Source organism: Microtetraspora fusca (genome assembly GCF_001570365.1).
Taxonomy (GTDB): domain Bacteria; phylum Actinomycetota; class Actinomycetes; order Streptosporangiales; family Streptosporangiaceae; genus Microtetraspora; species Microtetraspora fusca.
In genome coordinates, this window is record NZ_BBYK01000057.1 from 48093 (window position 1) to 64057 (window position 15965).

Genomic DNA, 15965 nt, shown 5'->3' on the forward strand with positions numbered 1-15965 from the left:
ACACGCGGCGAAAACCTCTGAGCGACCTCTGAGAATCCTATGAATGCTTCCGGTATGTCCCGTCTCATAGGTAACTGAGAAGTTCGGCTGGCACGGTGCTCCATGGACCTAGGAGAGGAGATCCGCGTGAGCACCGCATTCGCGTCGCCGGCCCGGCAGGGGGGAGGCGTCACCGGGGCACACCGCGGTGCGTCCTCCGGCGGCGTCCGCGCCCGGCCCGCGGCCGTCCTGACGGTCGTCGCGGCCGGCGCGCTCGCCGTACTGGGCCTGTGGTGGGCGGGCACGCCGAGCGTCTCCGGGCTGGACGGCTGGCTCACCGGCGCCGGCCGGATCACCGGCCTGCTCGCCGGATACGGCTTCGCGGTTCTGCTCGCGCTGATGGCACGGGTCCCCGCGCTTGAGCGCGGCGTCGGCTCCGACACGCTCGCCCGCTGGCACTCCATGGGCGGCCGGTACGTGGTCGGGCTCTCCGTCGCGCACGCCCTGCTGATCATGTGGGGATACGCCGTCACCGACGGGACCGACGTGGTGAGCGAGACCGTGACGCTCAACCTGTCCTATCCGGACGTGCTCAAGGCCACGGTGGCGCTGCTGCTCCTGGTGGGGGTGGGGATCGTCTCGGCTCGGGCCGTACGTCCCCGGTTGCGGTACGAGACCTGGTTCCACCTGCACTTCTACACGTATCTCGTGGCCTGGCTGGCGTTCGGGCACCAGCTCGCGAACGGCGCCGAGTTCCTGACGTTCCCCGCCGCCGGGACCGCCTGGACCGTCCTCTACGTCGCGGTGGCGGCGCTGATCGTCTGGTATCGGTTCCTCACGCCTGTGCGGCAGGCGTTCCGGCACCGGCTCAGGGTCGCCGCGGTCGTGCCGGAGGCCCCCGGCGTCGTGTCGGTGTACGTCTCCGGCCGCCGTCTGGACCGGCTGCGGGCCGAGCCCGGTCAGTTCTTCCGCTGGCGGTTCCTCACCCGGGACCTGTGGTGGTCCCCGAACCCGTACTCGCTGTCGGCGGCGCCGCGATCGGGCGAGCTGCGGGTCACCGTGAAGGACCTGGGCGACCAGAGCCGGGCGCTCGCCCGCCTGCGCCCCGGCACCCGAGTCGTCGCCGAGGGGCCGTACGGCTCCTTCACCGCGGCCCGGCTCGAGAGGCGCCGAGGGGGCGGCAGGCGGACGCGCCCCGGGCGGAAGGTGCTGCTCGTCGCCGGAGGGGTGGGCGTCACGCCCGTGCGCGCCCTGTTCGAGTCGGTCCCGGCCGCGCCCGGCGATCTCACCCTCCTCTACCGGGCCAGGTCGCACGACGATCTCGTCTTCCGCGCCGAGCTGGAGGCGATCGCCGCCGCGCGCGGAGCGGCGCTGCACTACTGCCTCGGGCCGAGGAGCGAGATCGGCGACCCGTTCACGCCGGAGATCCTCGCCCACCGGGTCCCCGGGCTGCGCGACCACGTGGTCTACGTCTGCGGGCCGGCGAGCATGACCGCCCAGGTCGTGTCCGCGCTGCGCGCCGCCGGGGTGCCGAAGAAGCGCATCCACCACGAGTCGTTCGAGTTCTGACGAAGTTCTGAGGAAGGCGAAGAACGTTCATGCGTAGAGCGATAGCGGCCGTGCTCGTCACCGCGGTCGGCCTGGTGCTGCTGCTCTCCTTCAAGCCGCACGAGATCACGGCCTCCGCGAGCCGGCCGTCCGCCGCGGCACGGGCGGAGGCGCCGTCCGTCCACGACCAGGGCTTCGGGGGAGGGGACGGGGACGAGGGGTTCGGACGCCCGGGAGAGCACGACGGAGACGCGGCCTCCACCGGCACCTGGACGGGCGAAGGGGCGAGCGCCGGCGCGACGAGCGGCGACCGGACCGTCACCGGCGACGTGGCCGACACCCGCTGGGGGCCCGTGCAGGTCCAGCTCGTCGTCTCCGGAGGCAAGGTGACCGGCGTCAAGGTGCTCCAGGCGCCGGACGGCAACCGCAGGGACATCGCGATCAACGACCGCGCGCTCCCGGTCCTGAACGAGGCGGCGCTGTCGGCGCAGTCGGCCAAGATCGACGCGGTCTCCGGCGCGACCTACACCAGCGAGGGCTACATCTCCTCGCTGCAGAGCGCCCTCGACAAGGCCGGGCTCTGATGCGCCATGTCGAGCACGTCATGGGGACGGTGTTCTCCTTCGACGTACGGGACCCCGTGGACGCGCGCGAGGGCGTGGCGGAGGCGGTGGCCTGGCTGCACCGGGTCGACGCGACCTTCTCCACGTACCGGCCGGACAGCCCGGTCAGCCGGCTCGGCAGGGGCGAGATCGGCCTGGCCGACTGCCCGGAGGAGGTGGCGGAGGTCCTCGGCCTGTGCGAGGCGGTGGCCCGTACCTCGGGGGGCTACTTCACGGCGCGTCCCGGAGGCAGTCTCGACCCGTCCGCGATCGTGAAGGGCTGGGCGGTCGAGCGGGCGTCGCGCATCCTCATCCGGGCGGGCGCGCCGAACCACTGCGTCAACGGCGGCGGCGACATGCGGCTCTCCGGGGCCGCCGCCCCCGGCCGCCCGTGGCGGGTGGGCGTCGCCGATCCGCTGCGGCCGGGGGAGTTGGCCGCCGTGGTGGCCGGGACCGACCTCGCCGTGGCCACCTCCGGCACCGCCGAGCGCGGGCCGCACATCCTCGACCCGCACACCGGCCGCCCGGCGACCGCGCTGGCCTCCGTCACCCTCGTCGGGGTGAGCCTCACCATGGTCGACGCGTACGCGACGGCGGCCTTCGCCATGGGCGACGCGGCCAGGGAGTGGGTGGCGCGGCTCGACGGAGTGGAGGCGTTCGCGGTCACCGCCGACGGGCGCACCTGGCGCACGCCCGGCTTCCCTCTCTGCCGGTGACGGCCCGGTTTGTGCGGGAGGGTCGCTGACGCCCGCCTTGTTGGCAAGGTGCGGGCGGCCGTGGAGACCGGGCGGCTGCCCTGGAGCAGCTGGGGCCTCGACTCGATGAGGTGTACGAGGCGTGCACCCGAGCTGATCTGGAGGTCGCGTGCCGCGGCCTTCCCGTGCCCGGCCCCAGGGACAGGCTCGTGGTGGATCGCCCGCCGACCTCGCGCCGCTTCGTGCCGGGGATCTTCGGTGGGTTCGAGCGCAGGGGCGAGTGGGTCGTGCCGTCGAGGATGACCCTCTGGTCGATGTGGGGCGGTGGCCGGCTGGACCTGACCGAGGCGCGCTTCAGCAGCCAGGAAACCGAGATCCGAGCGGTCTCCCTGTGGGGCGGCACCAGGGTCGTGGTCCCGGACGACATCGAGGTCGAGGTCAAGGGATTCGGACTGTTCGGCGTCGTCGACAAGCGCGCCGCCCGGAGGATCGGCAAGGCCGGAACTCCGCGCGTCGTGATCAAGGGGTTCGCCATGTTCGGTGCTGTCGTGACCAGGACCCAGCAGATCGCCCGTCTGCTCAAGGGCTGAGACCTGCTCCGCGGGCGGACCCACCGCAGGGCCGGGGATGACCACCGAGTACGACCGCGCTTTAGACGGCCTTCTTGCGGGCGCGGTGCGGCGTTCAGGACGCCGGGCGCTGCAGGTGATCGCGGACCTTGGCGCCGATGGAGCGCAGATGGGTCACGTCGGCGGGGGTGAGCAGGTCGAACATGTGGGTGCGGACGGCGGCGACGTGGCCCGGCGCGGTGGCCGCCAGCTTGGCGGCGCCCGCCTCGGTGAGCTCGGCCTCGGTACCGCGCCGGTCGTCCGCGCACTCGGTGCGGCGGACCCAGCCGAGCCGTTCCAGCCGGGTCACCGCCCGGGTCGCGCCGCTGCGGGTGGACAGCACGGCGTCGGCGATGTCGCGCATCCGCATCCGCCGCTCGGGCGCCTCCGACAGCACGACCAGCACCTCGTAGTCGAGCATCGAGACGCCCGCGTCCGCTTCGAGCTGGCGATCGAGGGCCTGGATCAGCAGCCGCGTGCCGTCCAGGTAGGCGCGCCACGCCTGCTGCTCCTCCTTGCCGAGCCACCGCACCTCGTTCATGCGGCCCAGCCTAGCGGGAATAGTTGACGCCGCAACGACATTGGGTAGAGTGAATGTCGTTGACGGCGCAACGATCTCGTGCCGTACGCCGCCCACGATCCCAGCGAGACCGGAAGGAAGGCCCCATGCCCGCCGTCACCGTGGAGAACCCGCTCGCGCTGCCCCGCGTCCCCAGCCCCAACCCGCTCACCGACACCGACCGACCGGTCGTGTCCGTCACCACCGCGCCCCGCGCCTTCGAAGGCGAGGGCTTTCCCGTGCGGCGCGCCTTCGCCGGCGTGGACCTGCGCGCGCTGGACCCGTTCATCCACATGGACCAGATGGGCGAGGTCGACTACGGCGCCGGAGAGCCCAAGGGCACGCCCTGGCACCCGCACCGGGGCTTCGAGACCGTCACGTACATGATCGACGGGGAGATGGCGCACTCCGACTCCCACGGCGGAGGCGGCCTCATCGGAGGCGGCGACACCCAGTGGATGACCGCCGGCTCCGGGATCCTGCACATCGAGACCCCGCCGGAGTACCTCGTCGCCAGCGGCGGGCTGTTCCACGGCCTCCAGCTCTGGGTGAACCTGCCGCGCGCCCAGAAGTTCGCCGCGCCCCGCTACCAGGACATCACCGCCGGCAAGGTCGCCCTGCTCAGCTCGGCCGACGGCGGCGCGCTCGTCCGCGTCATCGCCGGCGAGGTGGGCGGGCACGCCGGTCCGGGGTCGACGTACACGCCGATCACGCTCGTCCACGCCACCGTCTCGCCGGGCGCGTCGCTGACGCTGCCCTGGCGTCCGGACTTCAACGCGCTGGTCTACGTCCTCGCGGGCAGCGGGACCGCCGGCGCCGAGCGGCGGCCGATCGAGGCCGGGCAGCTCGCCGTCTACGGCCAGGGCGACACCATCACCGTCGCCGCGGACGCCCGCCAGGACTCGCGTACCGGCGGGATGGAGGTGTTCATCCTCGGCGGGCAGCCGATCCGGGAGCCGGTCGTCGCGTACGGCCCCTTCGTCATGAACACCAAGGCGGAGATCATGACGGCCATGGAGGACTACCAGGCCGGGCGTCTGGGCAGCATTCCGGCCGCCCACGCCGACGTCCGGGGGGCCACGCCGTCCACGGGCAGCGACGCCTAGTCTAGTTCGGCGGCCGTCTCGACGCCGGTCAATCCGCCGCCGACCACGGTGACCGGAGCATCGAGGGGCAACTCCTCCAGCCTGGTGCGCGCCGCTGCGCGGACTCGAATTCAGCGATGTCGAACGCGAATTCGGCCGCGCCAGGCACCGATGACGGTGTCGCTGCCGTGCTGCCGACCGCGTAGATGACGTAGTCGTAGTCCCGCGTACGGCCCGACGCCAGCCGCACGGTGCGGGCGGCGGTGTCGATGCGCGTGGCGCTGTCGACGGCCAGCTGGATGCCCTCGCCGAGCAGCGTGCCGTAGTCAATCGTGGCGTCGTAGAGCGCGGGAACGCGTGCTCGCGGCCGAAGTGGTCCAGGCCGATGGCCAGGTTGCGCAGGCTCGCCAGGATTCGGGAGTGGCGTCGGTCCTCACCTTGCAGGCGTCCTCGCGGTAGGTCACATCTCGGATGTGATGCACGATCTCCACGCTCCAATGGCCGCGGTCAGCGCGGCGAGCTGCGCGTGGCCGATCCGGCCCGGCGGGCCGGATGGACGATCTGGCAGCGATCACACACGAGTGAAACGGGTAACGTGTACATGGTGACGTGGTCCTGGACGCCGCGGATTCGCTTCCCCTTGTTCGACACCGGGTTCGCGGCCGCGGTCACGATCGTCGGTAGTGGGCTCGGGCTGGGACCCACTCCGTTGTCTCCCGGCCGGGGCGCGCACGCGCCCGCCATTGTCGTCGCGGGCATCGCCGGCCTGTCGCTGGCCTTCCGGCGCCGCCTCCCTTTCTCGGTGGCCCTGGTGTGCTCGGTGGCCGCAGTGTTCGTCTCCCCGCTCGCGCTTCCCTTCAGCCTGTACGCCCTGGCCGTTTACGGTCGGCGTCACACCCTGCCGGGATGGGCCGCCGTCGGAGCCGTATTGCTGGTCGCCGTGGGCGTCCACCTGTACTACGCGCAGGCCGTGTGGGGGAGGGCCCCCACCTGGGCCGAGATGGTGGGCGTCGCGATTGCGAGCGTTGGGGTGATCGTGGTGGTCCCCGTGCTGCTCGGCCTCTACCAGAAGTCGCGGCGGCGGCTGATCCAGGCGCTGGCCGAGCGGGCCGAGCGGGCCGAGACCGAGCAGGAGATCCGGGCCGATCAGGCCCGCCTGGAGGAACGAGCCCGGCTGGCGGGGGAGATGCATGACGTGGTCACCCACCGGGTGAGCCTGATGGTGCTGCAGGCGGCGTCGCTGCGCACCCGCGCCCCCAACAAGGAGGTGCTGGCTGCGGCCGAGGAGATACGAGTGATCGGCAGGCAGGCGATGAAGGAGCTGCGAGAACTCGTCGGGGTGCTCCGCTCGCAGGACCAGGTGGGGACCGCGCTCAACGACGAGGCCGACGTGCTGGACGTGTCGGCACTGGTCGCCGACTCCCGATCCGCCGGGATCGGCGTCGAGCTGGTCACCGACGGGGAGCCGTCCCCTGTGGAGTCCGCCGTACGGCGCACCGCCTACCGGATCGTGCAGGAAGCTCTCACCAACGTGCACAAGCACGCTCCGGGAGCCAGTGTCCGCATTCGGGTGCGCTATGACGCCAAGTGGATCTACATCACGGTGCACAACACCTCCTCCACCCGCAGGCCCGATGTCGAGCTGGGCACGGGCGGCACCGGGCTGGAGGGGCTGCGTCAGCGCATCGACCTGGTCGGCGGCCGCCTGCACGCCGCCCCGCAGCCTGATGGCGGATTCGAGCTGGCGGCGGCGCTGCCCGCAGACGGACGATCATGACCAAGGTGCTGATCGTCGACGACGACCGGCTGGTCTGCGCGCACCTGCAAATCATCCTGCAGGACGCGCGGGACCTGACGGTGGTGGGCGTGGCGCACGACGGGGCCGAGGCGGTGGAGTCGGTCGTACGGCTGGCCCCGGACGTGGTGCTGATGGACCTGCACATGCCGGGTGTGGACGGGCTGACCGCCACCGAGCGCATCGCACGTCTGCCCGATCCGCCCAGAGTCATCGCCCTGACCACCTTCGACCTCGACCAGTACGTGGTCCAGTTGATCGACGCCGACGCGGCCGGCTTCCTGCTCAAGGACACCCCTCCCGAAGACCTCATCGCCCTCATCCGAGTCGCCGCCCGTGGCCACACCGTACTGTCACCGGGCCCCACCAAGCGGCTGGCCGCCGCCTCCGCCCAACACCAGGCGACCCGCCGCCATGCCCAGGCGAAGATCGCCGAACTCACTGAGCGGGAACTGCAGATCCTGACGTGCATCGGAGCAGGTCTGTCCAACGCCCAGATCGCCGAACGAGTGCACTTCAGCGAAGCCACCATCAAGACCTACGTCTCCCGGATGCTGACCAAACTCGACTGCGCCAACCGCACCCAAGCAGCCAGACTCGCCTTCCACGCCGGCCTCGACCTGAACTGACCCCTGGTTGACCGCAGCGCGACACGGAGCACGAGGCCGCCGCGATCCCCAGGCTCCCTTCTCCTCTGGCCCGGCGCACTGCGTCAGCGGGTCGGAGTCCCTGCCTGCCGGATCGAACCCAGCAGTCCAGGCCGGCCACTGTCATCTCATGAGGCGGCATGCTCAAGGGCGGACATCAAGGCGTTGGGTTCGTCGACTTTGGTTGATCGGGTCGTCGACGAATGCCGATTCCGGGGGCGGGATGTCAGGCCGCAGGGTGGAGGTGTACCCAATCACCCTGGTCAAGGAGCCCGCCGATGTCGCTTGTCCCCCGCCTTTCCCCTTTCTGGAGACGTCCCCTCGCAGGCGCCGCGGCGGTAGTGAGTCTCGCCGCTGCCGCGGTCACCGTGCCGGCTTCCCCTGCCGCCGCCACATCGGGCAGGCACATCGACTGGCGTCCGTGTTCTCAGGACGCGAGTGCCGATTGCGGGACGCTCGTACTGCCCATCGACTGGGCACGCCCGCACGGGGCCACTTTCGGACTGGCCGTCGCGCGACGCAAGGCCACCGATCCGGCGGCACGCATCGGCTCACTGGTGACGAACTGGGGCGGCCCGGGCACCTCCGGTGTGGATGCGGTGGTGGGCCCGTACAAGGACGTGTTCTCACCGGCTGTCAGGGCCCGCTTCGACCTTGTCTCCTTCGACCCCCGCGGTGTCGGCCGCAGCAGCCCTGTCACCTGCGACATGGCGGTGGTCGGCCCGCAGCCGACCACCGATCCGGCCACCCAGAGAGGGTACGCCGATCTGGTCGGCTACAACCGGCGTATGGCCGAGAACTGCCGCAGCCACACCGGCGCGATCTACGACCACGTCGATTCCCGTAACGCCGCCCGGGACGTCGACGCGCTCCGGGCGGCCCTCGGCGACCGAAAGCTCACCTATTGGGGCGTGTCGTACGGAACCGTGATCGGACAGCAATACGCCGAACTGTTCCCCGGCCGGATCCGCACGCTGGCCCTGGACAGCAACTTGGACCACAGCCAGGGGGTACGGGGCTACCTCGACACCACGGCAGCGGCAAGCGAGGACTCCTTCAACCAGTTCGCCACATGGTGCAGCGCGAGCGCGGGATGCGCCCTGCATGGAAGGGACGTCGGGGCGGTCTTCGACCAGCTGTATGCGCGAGCCGAGGCGGGCACCCTGCCCGATCCCGACGATCCGACGAGCGGCATCACCCCGCAGTACCTGCTCAATCACACCCAGCACCATTTCGCCATGATGGGATCGGACAACTGGGCTTCGCTCGCCACCATGCTCGCCGCCATGAGCCAGCAACCGTCACGCCCCGTACCGCCCAAGAGCGCCCCGGACGCCGGCCAGGGGCTCGGTTATGACCAGAAGGTGTTCTGCTCCGACTGGCAGCTGTCCCTCGACGGGCCGGGAGCGCTGGCAGCGGCCGAGCGCCGTCTGGCTCGGATCGCGCCGCACATGCGCCGGCAAACGCTCGCCTGGAGCGTGATGACCTCCTGCCAGGGCAAGCCGGTGACCCTCACCAATCCTCCGCACCGTTTCCGCATATCGGGGGCGCCGCCGATCCTGCTCGTCAACAACCTGCACGACCCCAACACTCCCTACGCGTTCGCCACCAATGTAGCCAGGCAGATCCCCGCCTCTGTCCTTCTCACCTACAACGGCTGGGGACACGGCAGCTACAACAGAAGCCGCTGCATCGCTGACCTGACCGACCGCTACCTCATCGACGCCCGGCCTCCTGCCAACGGCACCCGTTGCCCCGCCATCCCGCCTGTCGACACACCCCGTGCTCCGTAGCGGGCCTGTACTGCTTCTATCGGCGTCCGCCAGTAGAGAGCCCCGGCTGAGAGCCGGGGCTTTCTGTCTCTGATGAGACGAGGCGAATAAGATGCGCGCCATCGGCGCTGGTCCGGGCTGGTCGAGCCAACACTGGTTCACCCCTGCCGTGTCACGTCGCCACAGCACGGCAGGGGGCGAGGAAGCCTCGCCCACCCCCTGGGCAGGCGAGGCGCGTCCTGGTGACTCACTTACCGGACAGCCTGGTACGAGCGGCCCCCTGGGACTTCACTCACCCGACCACGGGCGGACACCGGCGTTGAACGCGATCATCGCCCGGGGCGCATGGGGGGGTGGATCAGCTCAACTGCGCAGCCGCGCGTTGAGCCGTGCGGCCTGTCGCGTGAGGTGGTCGCGTTCGGGGAGGCTGGGCGCCGCTCGGGCCGCTTCGGCGTAGAGCCGTGCTGCGGTCACCGGGTCCCCGTCACGCTCGTGCAGGTACGCCGCGACGGCGGCGTAACGGGGCAGGGCGGGGTCGAGCTCCTCGAGAGCGGCCAGGCCGGCCCGCGGGCCGTCGGCCTCGCCCACCGCGACGGCCCGGTTGAGGCGGGCCACCGGGCTGTCGGTGAGGCACACCAGTTCGTCGTACCACTCGACGATCTGCACCCAGTCGGTCTCCTCGGCCGTCCGGGCGTCGGCGTGGAGCGCGGCGATGGCGGCTTGGGCCTGGAACTCGCCCAGGCGGTCGCGGGCGAGGGCTGACTGGAGCACGTCGACGCCCTCGGCGATCATTCGGGTGTTCCACAGGCTGCGGTCCTGCTCGGCAAGAGGCACGAGCCTGCCGCCGGGGCCGGTCCGTGCCGGGCGCCGGGCGTGGTGGAGCAGCATGAGCGCGAGCAGGCCCGCGACCTCCTCGTGGTCGGTCTTGGCCGCCAACTGGCGAGTGAGCCGGATCGCCTCTCCGGCGAGGTCGACGTCGCCGGAGTAGCCCTCGTTGAAGACCAGGTAGAGCACGCGCAGCACCGTGGCGACGTCGCCGGGCTCGTTGAACCGGACGCCCGAGACGGTCCGCTTGGCCCTGCTGATCCGCTGGGCCATGGTCGCCTCCGGAACGAGGTAGGCCTGCGCGATCTGACGCGTGGTCAGGCCGCCGACCGCGCGCAGCGTGAGCGCGACGGCCGAAGCCGGCGTCAGGGACGGGTGCGCGCACAGGAAGTACAGCTGGAGCGTGTCGTCCACCACCTCGGCCGGGCCGGGCATGGGCTCGCCCTCGACGCGTTCCTCGCGGTGCCGTCGGGAGGCATCGGCGCGGGCGGTGTCGAGGAACTTGCGCCAGGCCACGGTGACCAGCCAGCCCTGGGGGTCCCGCGGCGGGTCGTCCGGCCACACCCGCACGGCCTGGACCAGGGCATCCTGCACGGCATCCTCGGCCGCCGCGAAGTCGGCTCCGCGGCGGACGAGGATGGCGATCACAGCGGGGGTGAGGGTCCTCAGCAGGGCCTCGTCCACCGGTGCGTCACTCCGTGATGGTCGGGTGCGCGGCCAGGAACGGGCGCACTTCGAGCCACTCGTGGATCGGCTTCCCGCCCGCACCCGGAGCCGCGGACAACTCGCCGGCCAGCTCGAGCGCCCGCTCGTAGGTCTCGACGTCGATCACCATCCAGCCGGCGATCAGGTCCTTGGTCTCCGCGAACGGGCCGTCGGTGACCGGCGGCCGCCCCTCGCCGTCGTAGCGGACGAACGTGCCCTCCGGGGAGAGCGCATGACTGTCGACGAACTCGCCGGTGCCCTCGAGCCGATCGGCGAAGTCCTGCATGTACTGCACGTGGGCCGAAAGCTCCTCCGGCGTCCACTGGTCCATCGGCACGTCGTTGACCGATGCCGGCGCGCCCCGGTAGTGCTTGAGCAGCAGGTACTTGGCCATCATGTTCTCCTTGGTGCGGTACGGCCCATTGTGGCCGCGTTCACTCCGGGGACGCAGCCGCGCGCGGGTTCTCGACATCCCACCGCGACATTTCCTGGCGGACTTCGAAGACTCCGCACACCGCGGTGGGGTTGAGGCGTGGGCGATCCACCCCAACGCGGGCGACCACGCGGCGCTCAGGAGCGGAACCCGTCGTAGACGGTGGACCATGGCCCGTACTCGGCACGCAGATCCCGCCACGGGCTGCCGGTACGGGACCGCCACATGACGGCGTTGAACTGCTGTCGCAGGTTCGGGATCGGACCTCGCTCACCCAGGGGCAGGTGAGGCTCGATCAAGGGCCGTTCCTCATCGGTGAGGTCTCCACGCGCCATGGCGATGGCCTATCAGCATCAGAGACCGAGGCGCAGGCGAATCCTTCCGAACTCAACTCCGTACAGGCTCTAGCCCTCGGGGTGGAGCACCCGGCTGAGGAACTCGCGAGTACGGGCATGCCGGGGAGCGGCGATCACCTGCTCCGGCGGCCCGTCCTCCACGATCACCCCCTGGTCCATGAACACCACGCGGTCCGCGACCTCGCGGGCGAAGCCCATCTCGTGGGTGACGACCATCATCGTCATGCCGTCCCCGGCCAGCTCGCGCATGACGCTCAGGACGTCCCCGACCAACTCGGGGTCGAGCGCCGAGGTGGGCTCGTCGAACAGCATCAGCGACGGGTTCATGGCCAGCGCGCGGGCGATCGCCACCCGCTGCTGCTGGCCGCCGGAGAGCTGCGCGGGGAAGGCGTCGGCCTTCTCGCCGAGGCCGACTCTCTCCAGGTTCTCCCTGGCGATCCGCTCGGCCTCCGCCCGGCCGCGCCGCAGCACCCGCTCCTGGGCGATCGTGACGTTGCGCAGCACGGTGAGGTGCGAGAAGAGGTTGAACTGCTGGAACACCATACCCAGGCGGCGGCGAACCGCGTCGATGTCCACGTCCGGATCCGTCATCTCCGTACCGTCCACGACGACCCGGCCGGACGTGGGCCGCTCCAGCAGGTTCACGCACCGCAGCAGCGTCGACTTGCCCGACCCCGACGGGCCGATCACGCAGACGACCTGCCCGGCCTCCACCGTGAAGTCGATGCCCTTGAGCACCTCCAGCTCCCCGAAGGACTTGCGCAGGTCCCTGATCTCGACGGTGCTCATCTGTCGCTCACCGCTCCTCGTTCGCTGCGCGGGCCGCTCGTTCCTCGCGGACCGCTGTGCTCACTGCGTCGGGTTCGCTCCGTGCTCATCTGTCGTTCACCGCTCCTCGTTCGCTGCGCGGGCCGCTCGTTCCTCGCGGACCGCTGTGCTCACTGCGTCGGGTTCGCTCCGTGCTCATCTGTCGCTCACCGCTCCTCGTTCGCTCATCGGGCCCCTCCTTGGCGTGATTCGAGGCGGCGGGCGACGTACCCGAGGGGGATGGTGATCAGCAGGTAGGTCAGGCCGGACGCCAGGATCGGGGTGGGGTTGGCGAAGATCGACGACTGGTCGTTGCCGAACTTGGCGAGCTCCACCTGTGCCGCCGTCACCCCGAGGAAGAGGACCAGCGACGAGTCCTTGAACAGCAGGACCAGCTCGTTCGTGAGCGGCGGGATCACGATCCGGATCGCCTGCGGGACGACGATCGACAGCATCGCCCGCCCATGGGACATGCCGAGCGAACGGGCCGCCTCCATCTGCCCCTTCGGCACCGCCTGCAGGCCGGCCCGGAACGTCTCCGCCATGTACGCCGCGGACACGAGACCGAGGCCGAGCGCGGCCTGGCCGTACACGCCGCCCGGGATCTGGAACCCGGGGAACGCCAGCGGCAGGCTCCCGATCATCAGGAAGATCACCAGTGCCGGGAGGCCGCGGAAGATCTCGATGTACGTCGCGGAGATCCACCGGTACGGAGCCACCGAGGACTGCCGCAGCAGCGCCAGCAGCATGCCGAGCGCGAACCCGACGACGTACCCGCTGGCGGTGTAGATCACGGTGTTCTTCAGGGCGACGGTGAACAGCCGGGGCAGGCCGTCGGACATCACCTGCGTGTTGAGGAACGACTGCTTGATCGCGCCCCAGTCGGCGAGGCAGGCGAGCGCGACCACGATGGCGACCAGCACGACGTACTGGGCGCCCCTGCCGAGCCGCCGCCGATCCCGCGGGCTCAACCCTCGGTGCGGCGCGAGGGTGGCGCCGGGCGCGGTCACGACGCCGCCGCCGGGCTCGGCTCGACGCCGAACCACTTCTTGTAGAGGGCGTTGTACGTGCCGTCCGCCCGGGCCTGCTCGATCACCTGGTCGACGACCTTGGACAGCGCGGAGTTGCCCTTCTTCATGCCGATGCCGTACTGCTCGCCGGTGTCGAGGCGGGCGACCACGTCGTACTTCGCGCGGATCTCGGGCTTCTTCAGCCAGGTCAGCACGACGGGGAGGTCCTGCACGACCACGTCGGCCTGGCCGGTCTCCAGGCCGAGAAGTTCCTTGGAGGAGTCGGCGAACTCGATCGGGTCGAACCCCTTGTCCTTGACGTACTGCAGGCCGGTCGTGGAGGCCTGCGCGCCGAGCTTGAGACCCCTGGCCTTCACGTCCGCGAGGGAGGTGTGCCCGCTGCCCTTCTTGGCCAGCAGCGCCTGCGTGGCGTCGAAGTACGGCACGGAGAAGTCGATGTTCCTCCGGCGCTCGTCGTTGATCGTCATGCCCGCCGCGGCGAGGTCGCACCGGCCCGCGTTGAGCACGGCGCCGCTCTTGATCGCGGCGAAGTCGATGTCGATGACGTCCTGCTTGACGCCCAGCTTCTTGGCGACGAGGTCGATGACGTCCACGTCGAAGCCGACGATCTGGGAGCCCCGGGTGAACTGGAAGGGCTCGTACTGCAGGTGCGTGCAGGTCGTGAGCTTTCCGGCGTTGACGAGCCGGACGCCGCCCGCCGCACTGCCGCCACCGCCCGCGCTTCCGCCGCCCCCGCAGGCGGAAGCGGTGAGGGCGGTCACCAGCGCGGCGGCGCCGATGGCGAGCATCCGGTGACGCATGGGCCAAAGAGCCACGCGACCCTCCCTGTAAATGCGACAAAAGACAACATTTACGACAATCTATAGGAGCTGACAGAGCGCTCCACATCGATCTGACAAAAGAGAGACAAGAAGGGGATTTCGCGCAATACGGGCTGAACGGTGCGCGTGTTACCGCCGTTTTCCCTGGTTCCCGTGACCGCCGGCCGGAGGCGGCGGAGGCAGGCCGGTGTACGGCGTGGAGCGGCCGTCCGGGCCGGGGATTCCCACCCGCCGCCGTCGCCCCAGGCGCTAGCGTTCGGGGCATGGACCGGATCTTCAGCCTCGACGAGGCCAGGTCGCTCATGCCCGACGTCCGCACGAAGGTGGCCGACCTGGTGACGCTCCGGGCGGATCTCGCCGAGATCTCCTACGACCTGGCGAACGCCGGAAGTTCACCCCTCGGCGGCATCCCCGAGCGGAAGGCCCTGGAGGCGCGCATCGGCGAGATCCTGCTGTGGTTCGGCGACCAGGGCATCGAGCTCAAGGGAGCGGCGCCCGTCCTCGTCGACTTCCCCGCCGAGCTCGACGACGTGTCGGTGCGCCTGTGCTGGGTCGAGGGCGAGACGGACCTCGCCTGGTATCACCGCACCGAGCTCGGCTTCGCCGGACGGCGTCCGCTGCCCCGCTGACGTACGCCCCGGAGGTTCAGGGCTTGCGGCCGACGCCACAGATCGCGTCCACCTCGGTGGAGAAGGGGTCGAGGGCGGGGAAGTCGGGCCGCCAAAGGCACGTCGTCACCACGCCCGGCTCCATCAGTTCCAACCCCTCGAAGAAGTCGGCGATCCGCTCCGGGCTGCGCAGATGGTACGAGCCGGCCGAATTCTGGTTGTAGATCCGGATGGCCTCGTTGAGCGTCGCGCTGGTGTCGGTGCCGTCGCTGAGCGCCAGGTAGCTCCCGGACGGCAGCGCCTCCAGCAGCCGCCGGACGATCGCCCACGGGTCGTCGCCGTCGGGAAGCTGCCCCATGATCCCCAGCATCATGAGCCCGACCGGACGGGTGAAGTCGAGCGTCCTGGCCGCCTCCCGCAGGATCTCCTCCGGATCGCGGACGTCGGCCTCGACATAGTCCGTCACGCCCGCCGGGTCGCCGGCGAGCAGGGCATGGGCGTGCACCAGAACCAGCGGGTCGTTGTCCACGTAGACGATCCGCGACTCCGGGGCGATCCGCTGGGCCACCTGGTGCGTGTTGTCGGCCGTCGGCAGGCCGGTGCCGATGTCGAGGAACTGGCGGATGCCCGCCTCCCCGGCCAGGTACCGGACCGCGCGGGCGAGGAACGCGCGCTGGACGCGGGCGATGCGGGCGATGTCCGGGAACATCCGCAGGATCATGTCGCCCGTCTGGCGGTCGATCGCGTAGTTGTCCTTGCCGCCCAGCAGGTAGTTCCAGACGCGGGCGGAGTGCGCGGCGCCGGCGTCGATCCGGGTGGACCGCTCAGGTCCGGACGTGGAGGAACCGTCGGTCACTGCTCATCGCTCCTGCGGTCGGGACGGACGCCGCCAGCGTAACCCCAACAGACCCCCTCAAGATCGACTTTTCGTGAACCGGCGCATATTTCGCGATTTTTCCGGGTTCATGACCATGTGGGCGTTCGCCGGACACCGTCCTCCAGATGGACCGCACCCCGTCCCAGGACATCCAGACAGCCGCGGATCGGGCGGCGAAATGGTGTCGGGCACGCGGACATGGACGGGATGAC

The 15965-nt window shown here is 70.5% G+C and carries 18 protein-coding genes; 9 read left to right on the top strand and 9 right to left on the bottom strand.

Features of this window, described 5'->3' with window-relative positions:
- Positions 1-126 precede the first annotated feature (126 nt).
- The 4 genes from AWQ68_RS25940 (at position 127) to AWQ68_RS25955 (ending at position 3414) form a co-directional block, all read left to right on the top strand.
- Positions 127-1548 carry a ferredoxin reductase family protein gene (locus tag AWQ68_RS25940; RefSeq protein ID WP_066944627.1) on the top strand — a complete coding sequence of 474 codons (1422 nt, stop codon included), beginning with the start codon at positions 127-129 and terminating at the stop codon, positions 1546-1548.
- A 29-nt stretch (positions 1549-1577) separates the two neighbouring features.
- Positions 1578-2111: an FMN-binding protein gene (locus tag AWQ68_RS25945; RefSeq protein WP_066944629.1), complete on the top strand. Its 534-nt coding sequence runs from the start codon at positions 1578-1580 to the stop codon at positions 2109-2111.
- Positions 2111-2845, top strand: coding sequence for an FAD:protein FMN transferase (locus AWQ68_RS25950; RefSeq protein WP_218007032.1), 735 nt, complete (start codon positions 2111-2113; stop codon positions 2843-2845). The genes AWQ68_RS25945 and AWQ68_RS25950 overlap by 1 nt, the downstream gene beginning before the upstream one ends.
- Before the next feature lie 188 nt (positions 2846-3033).
- Complete coding sequence (locus AWQ68_RS25955; RefSeq protein ID WP_157545721.1) at positions 3034-3414, top strand: LiaF domain-containing protein; 381 nt, start codon at positions 3034-3036, stop codon at positions 3412-3414.
- Between the two features lie 94 nt (positions 3415-3508).
- Here AWQ68_RS25955 and AWQ68_RS25960 read toward each other — a convergent pair whose 3' ends face one another.
- Positions 3509-3973: a MarR family winged helix-turn-helix transcriptional regulator gene (locus tag AWQ68_RS25960; protein WP_066944633.1), complete on the bottom strand. Its 465-nt coding sequence runs from the start codon at positions 3971-3973 to the stop codon at positions 3509-3511.
- 125 nt (positions 3974-4098) lie between these two features.
- On the opposite strand from AWQ68_RS25960, the gene AWQ68_RS25965 reads away from it, so the two are divergent.
- Positions 4099-5097 carry a pirin family protein gene (locus tag AWQ68_RS25965; protein WP_066944634.1) on the top strand — a complete coding sequence of 333 codons (999 nt, stop codon included), beginning with the start codon at positions 4099-4101 and terminating at the stop codon, positions 5095-5097.
- 28 nt (positions 5098-5125) lie between these two features.
- On the opposite strand, the gene AWQ68_RS46230 is transcribed toward AWQ68_RS25965, so the two are convergent.
- Entirely contained in the window at positions 5126-5407 is a 282-nt protein-coding gene (locus AWQ68_RS46230) for an FAD-dependent oxidoreductase (protein WP_218007041.1), read from the bottom strand.
- Between the two features lie 273 nt (positions 5408-5680).
- Between AWQ68_RS46230 and AWQ68_RS25970 the strand changes: the two genes are divergently transcribed.
- The 3 genes from AWQ68_RS25970 to AWQ68_RS25980 all read left to right on the top strand — a co-directional run bounded on the left by AWQ68_RS25970 (position 5681) and on the right by AWQ68_RS25980 (position 9311).
- The gene (locus AWQ68_RS25970) at positions 5681-6853 is read left to right on the top strand and encodes a sensor histidine kinase (RefSeq protein ID WP_169808989.1); all 1173 of its coding nucleotides are present in this window, start codon (positions 5681-5683) and stop codon (positions 6851-6853) included.
- Positions 6850-7500, top strand: coding sequence for a response regulator (locus tag AWQ68_RS25975; protein WP_066944636.1), 651 nt, complete (start codon positions 6850-6852; stop codon positions 7498-7500). Before AWQ68_RS25970 ends, AWQ68_RS25975 begins: the two co-directional genes overlap by 4 nt.
- 296 nt (positions 7501-7796) lie before the next feature.
- Positions 7797-9311: an alpha/beta hydrolase gene (locus AWQ68_RS25980; RefSeq protein WP_066944637.1), complete on the top strand. Its 1515-nt coding sequence runs from the start codon at positions 7797-7799 to the stop codon at positions 9309-9311.
- Between the two features lie 342 nt (positions 9312-9653).
- Here AWQ68_RS25980 and AWQ68_RS25985 read toward each other — a convergent pair whose 3' ends face one another.
- The 6 genes from AWQ68_RS25985 to AWQ68_RS44360 all read right to left on the bottom strand — a co-directional run bounded on the left by AWQ68_RS25985 (position 9654) and on the right by AWQ68_RS44360 (position 14262).
- The gene (locus AWQ68_RS25985; protein WP_066944639.1) at positions 9654-10799 is read right to left on the bottom strand and encodes an RNA polymerase sigma factor; all 1146 of its coding nucleotides are present in this window, start codon (positions 10797-10799) and stop codon (positions 9654-9656) included.
- Between the two features lie 7 nt (positions 10800-10806).
- A complete protein-coding gene (locus tag AWQ68_RS25990; protein ID WP_066944641.1) occupies positions 10807-11214 on the bottom strand; it encodes a YciI family protein in 408 nt (135 codons plus the stop codon).
- Between the two features lie 176 nt (positions 11215-11390).
- Positions 11391-11588, bottom strand: coding sequence for a transposase (locus AWQ68_RS25995; protein ID WP_084464408.1), 198 nt, complete (start codon positions 11586-11588; stop codon positions 11391-11393).
- 69 nt (positions 11589-11657) lie between these two features.
- Complete coding sequence (locus AWQ68_RS26000; protein ID WP_066944643.1) at positions 11658-12398, bottom strand: amino acid ABC transporter ATP-binding protein; 741 nt, start codon at positions 12396-12398, stop codon at positions 11658-11660.
- A gap of 203 nt (positions 12399-12601) precedes the next feature.
- Positions 12602-13462, bottom strand: a complete 861-nt coding sequence (locus AWQ68_RS44355; RefSeq protein ID WP_245656089.1) for an amino acid ABC transporter permease — start codon at positions 13460-13462, stop codon at positions 12602-12604.
- Positions 13423-14262, bottom strand: a complete 840-nt coding sequence (locus AWQ68_RS44360; protein ID WP_245656090.1) for an ABC transporter substrate-binding protein — start codon at positions 14260-14262, stop codon at positions 13423-13425. The genes AWQ68_RS44355 and AWQ68_RS44360 overlap by 40 nt, the downstream gene beginning before the upstream one ends.
- A 269-nt stretch (positions 14263-14531) precedes the next feature.
- Here AWQ68_RS44360 and AWQ68_RS26015 point away from each other — a divergent pair, with 269 nt between their 5' ends.
- Positions 14532-14897 (top strand): DUF2203 domain-containing protein, encoded by a 366-nt coding sequence (locus tag AWQ68_RS26015; protein WP_066944647.1) that lies wholly within the window; start codon positions 14532-14534, stop codon positions 14895-14897.
- Positions 14898-14913: 16 nt separating this feature from the next.
- Here the strand turns inward: AWQ68_RS26015 and AWQ68_RS26020 are convergent, their stop codons facing one another.
- Entirely contained in the window at positions 14914-15732 is an 819-nt protein-coding gene (locus tag AWQ68_RS26020; protein ID WP_084464409.1) for an SAM-dependent methyltransferase, read from the bottom strand.
- Between the last annotated feature and the right edge of the window lie 233 nt (positions 15733-15965).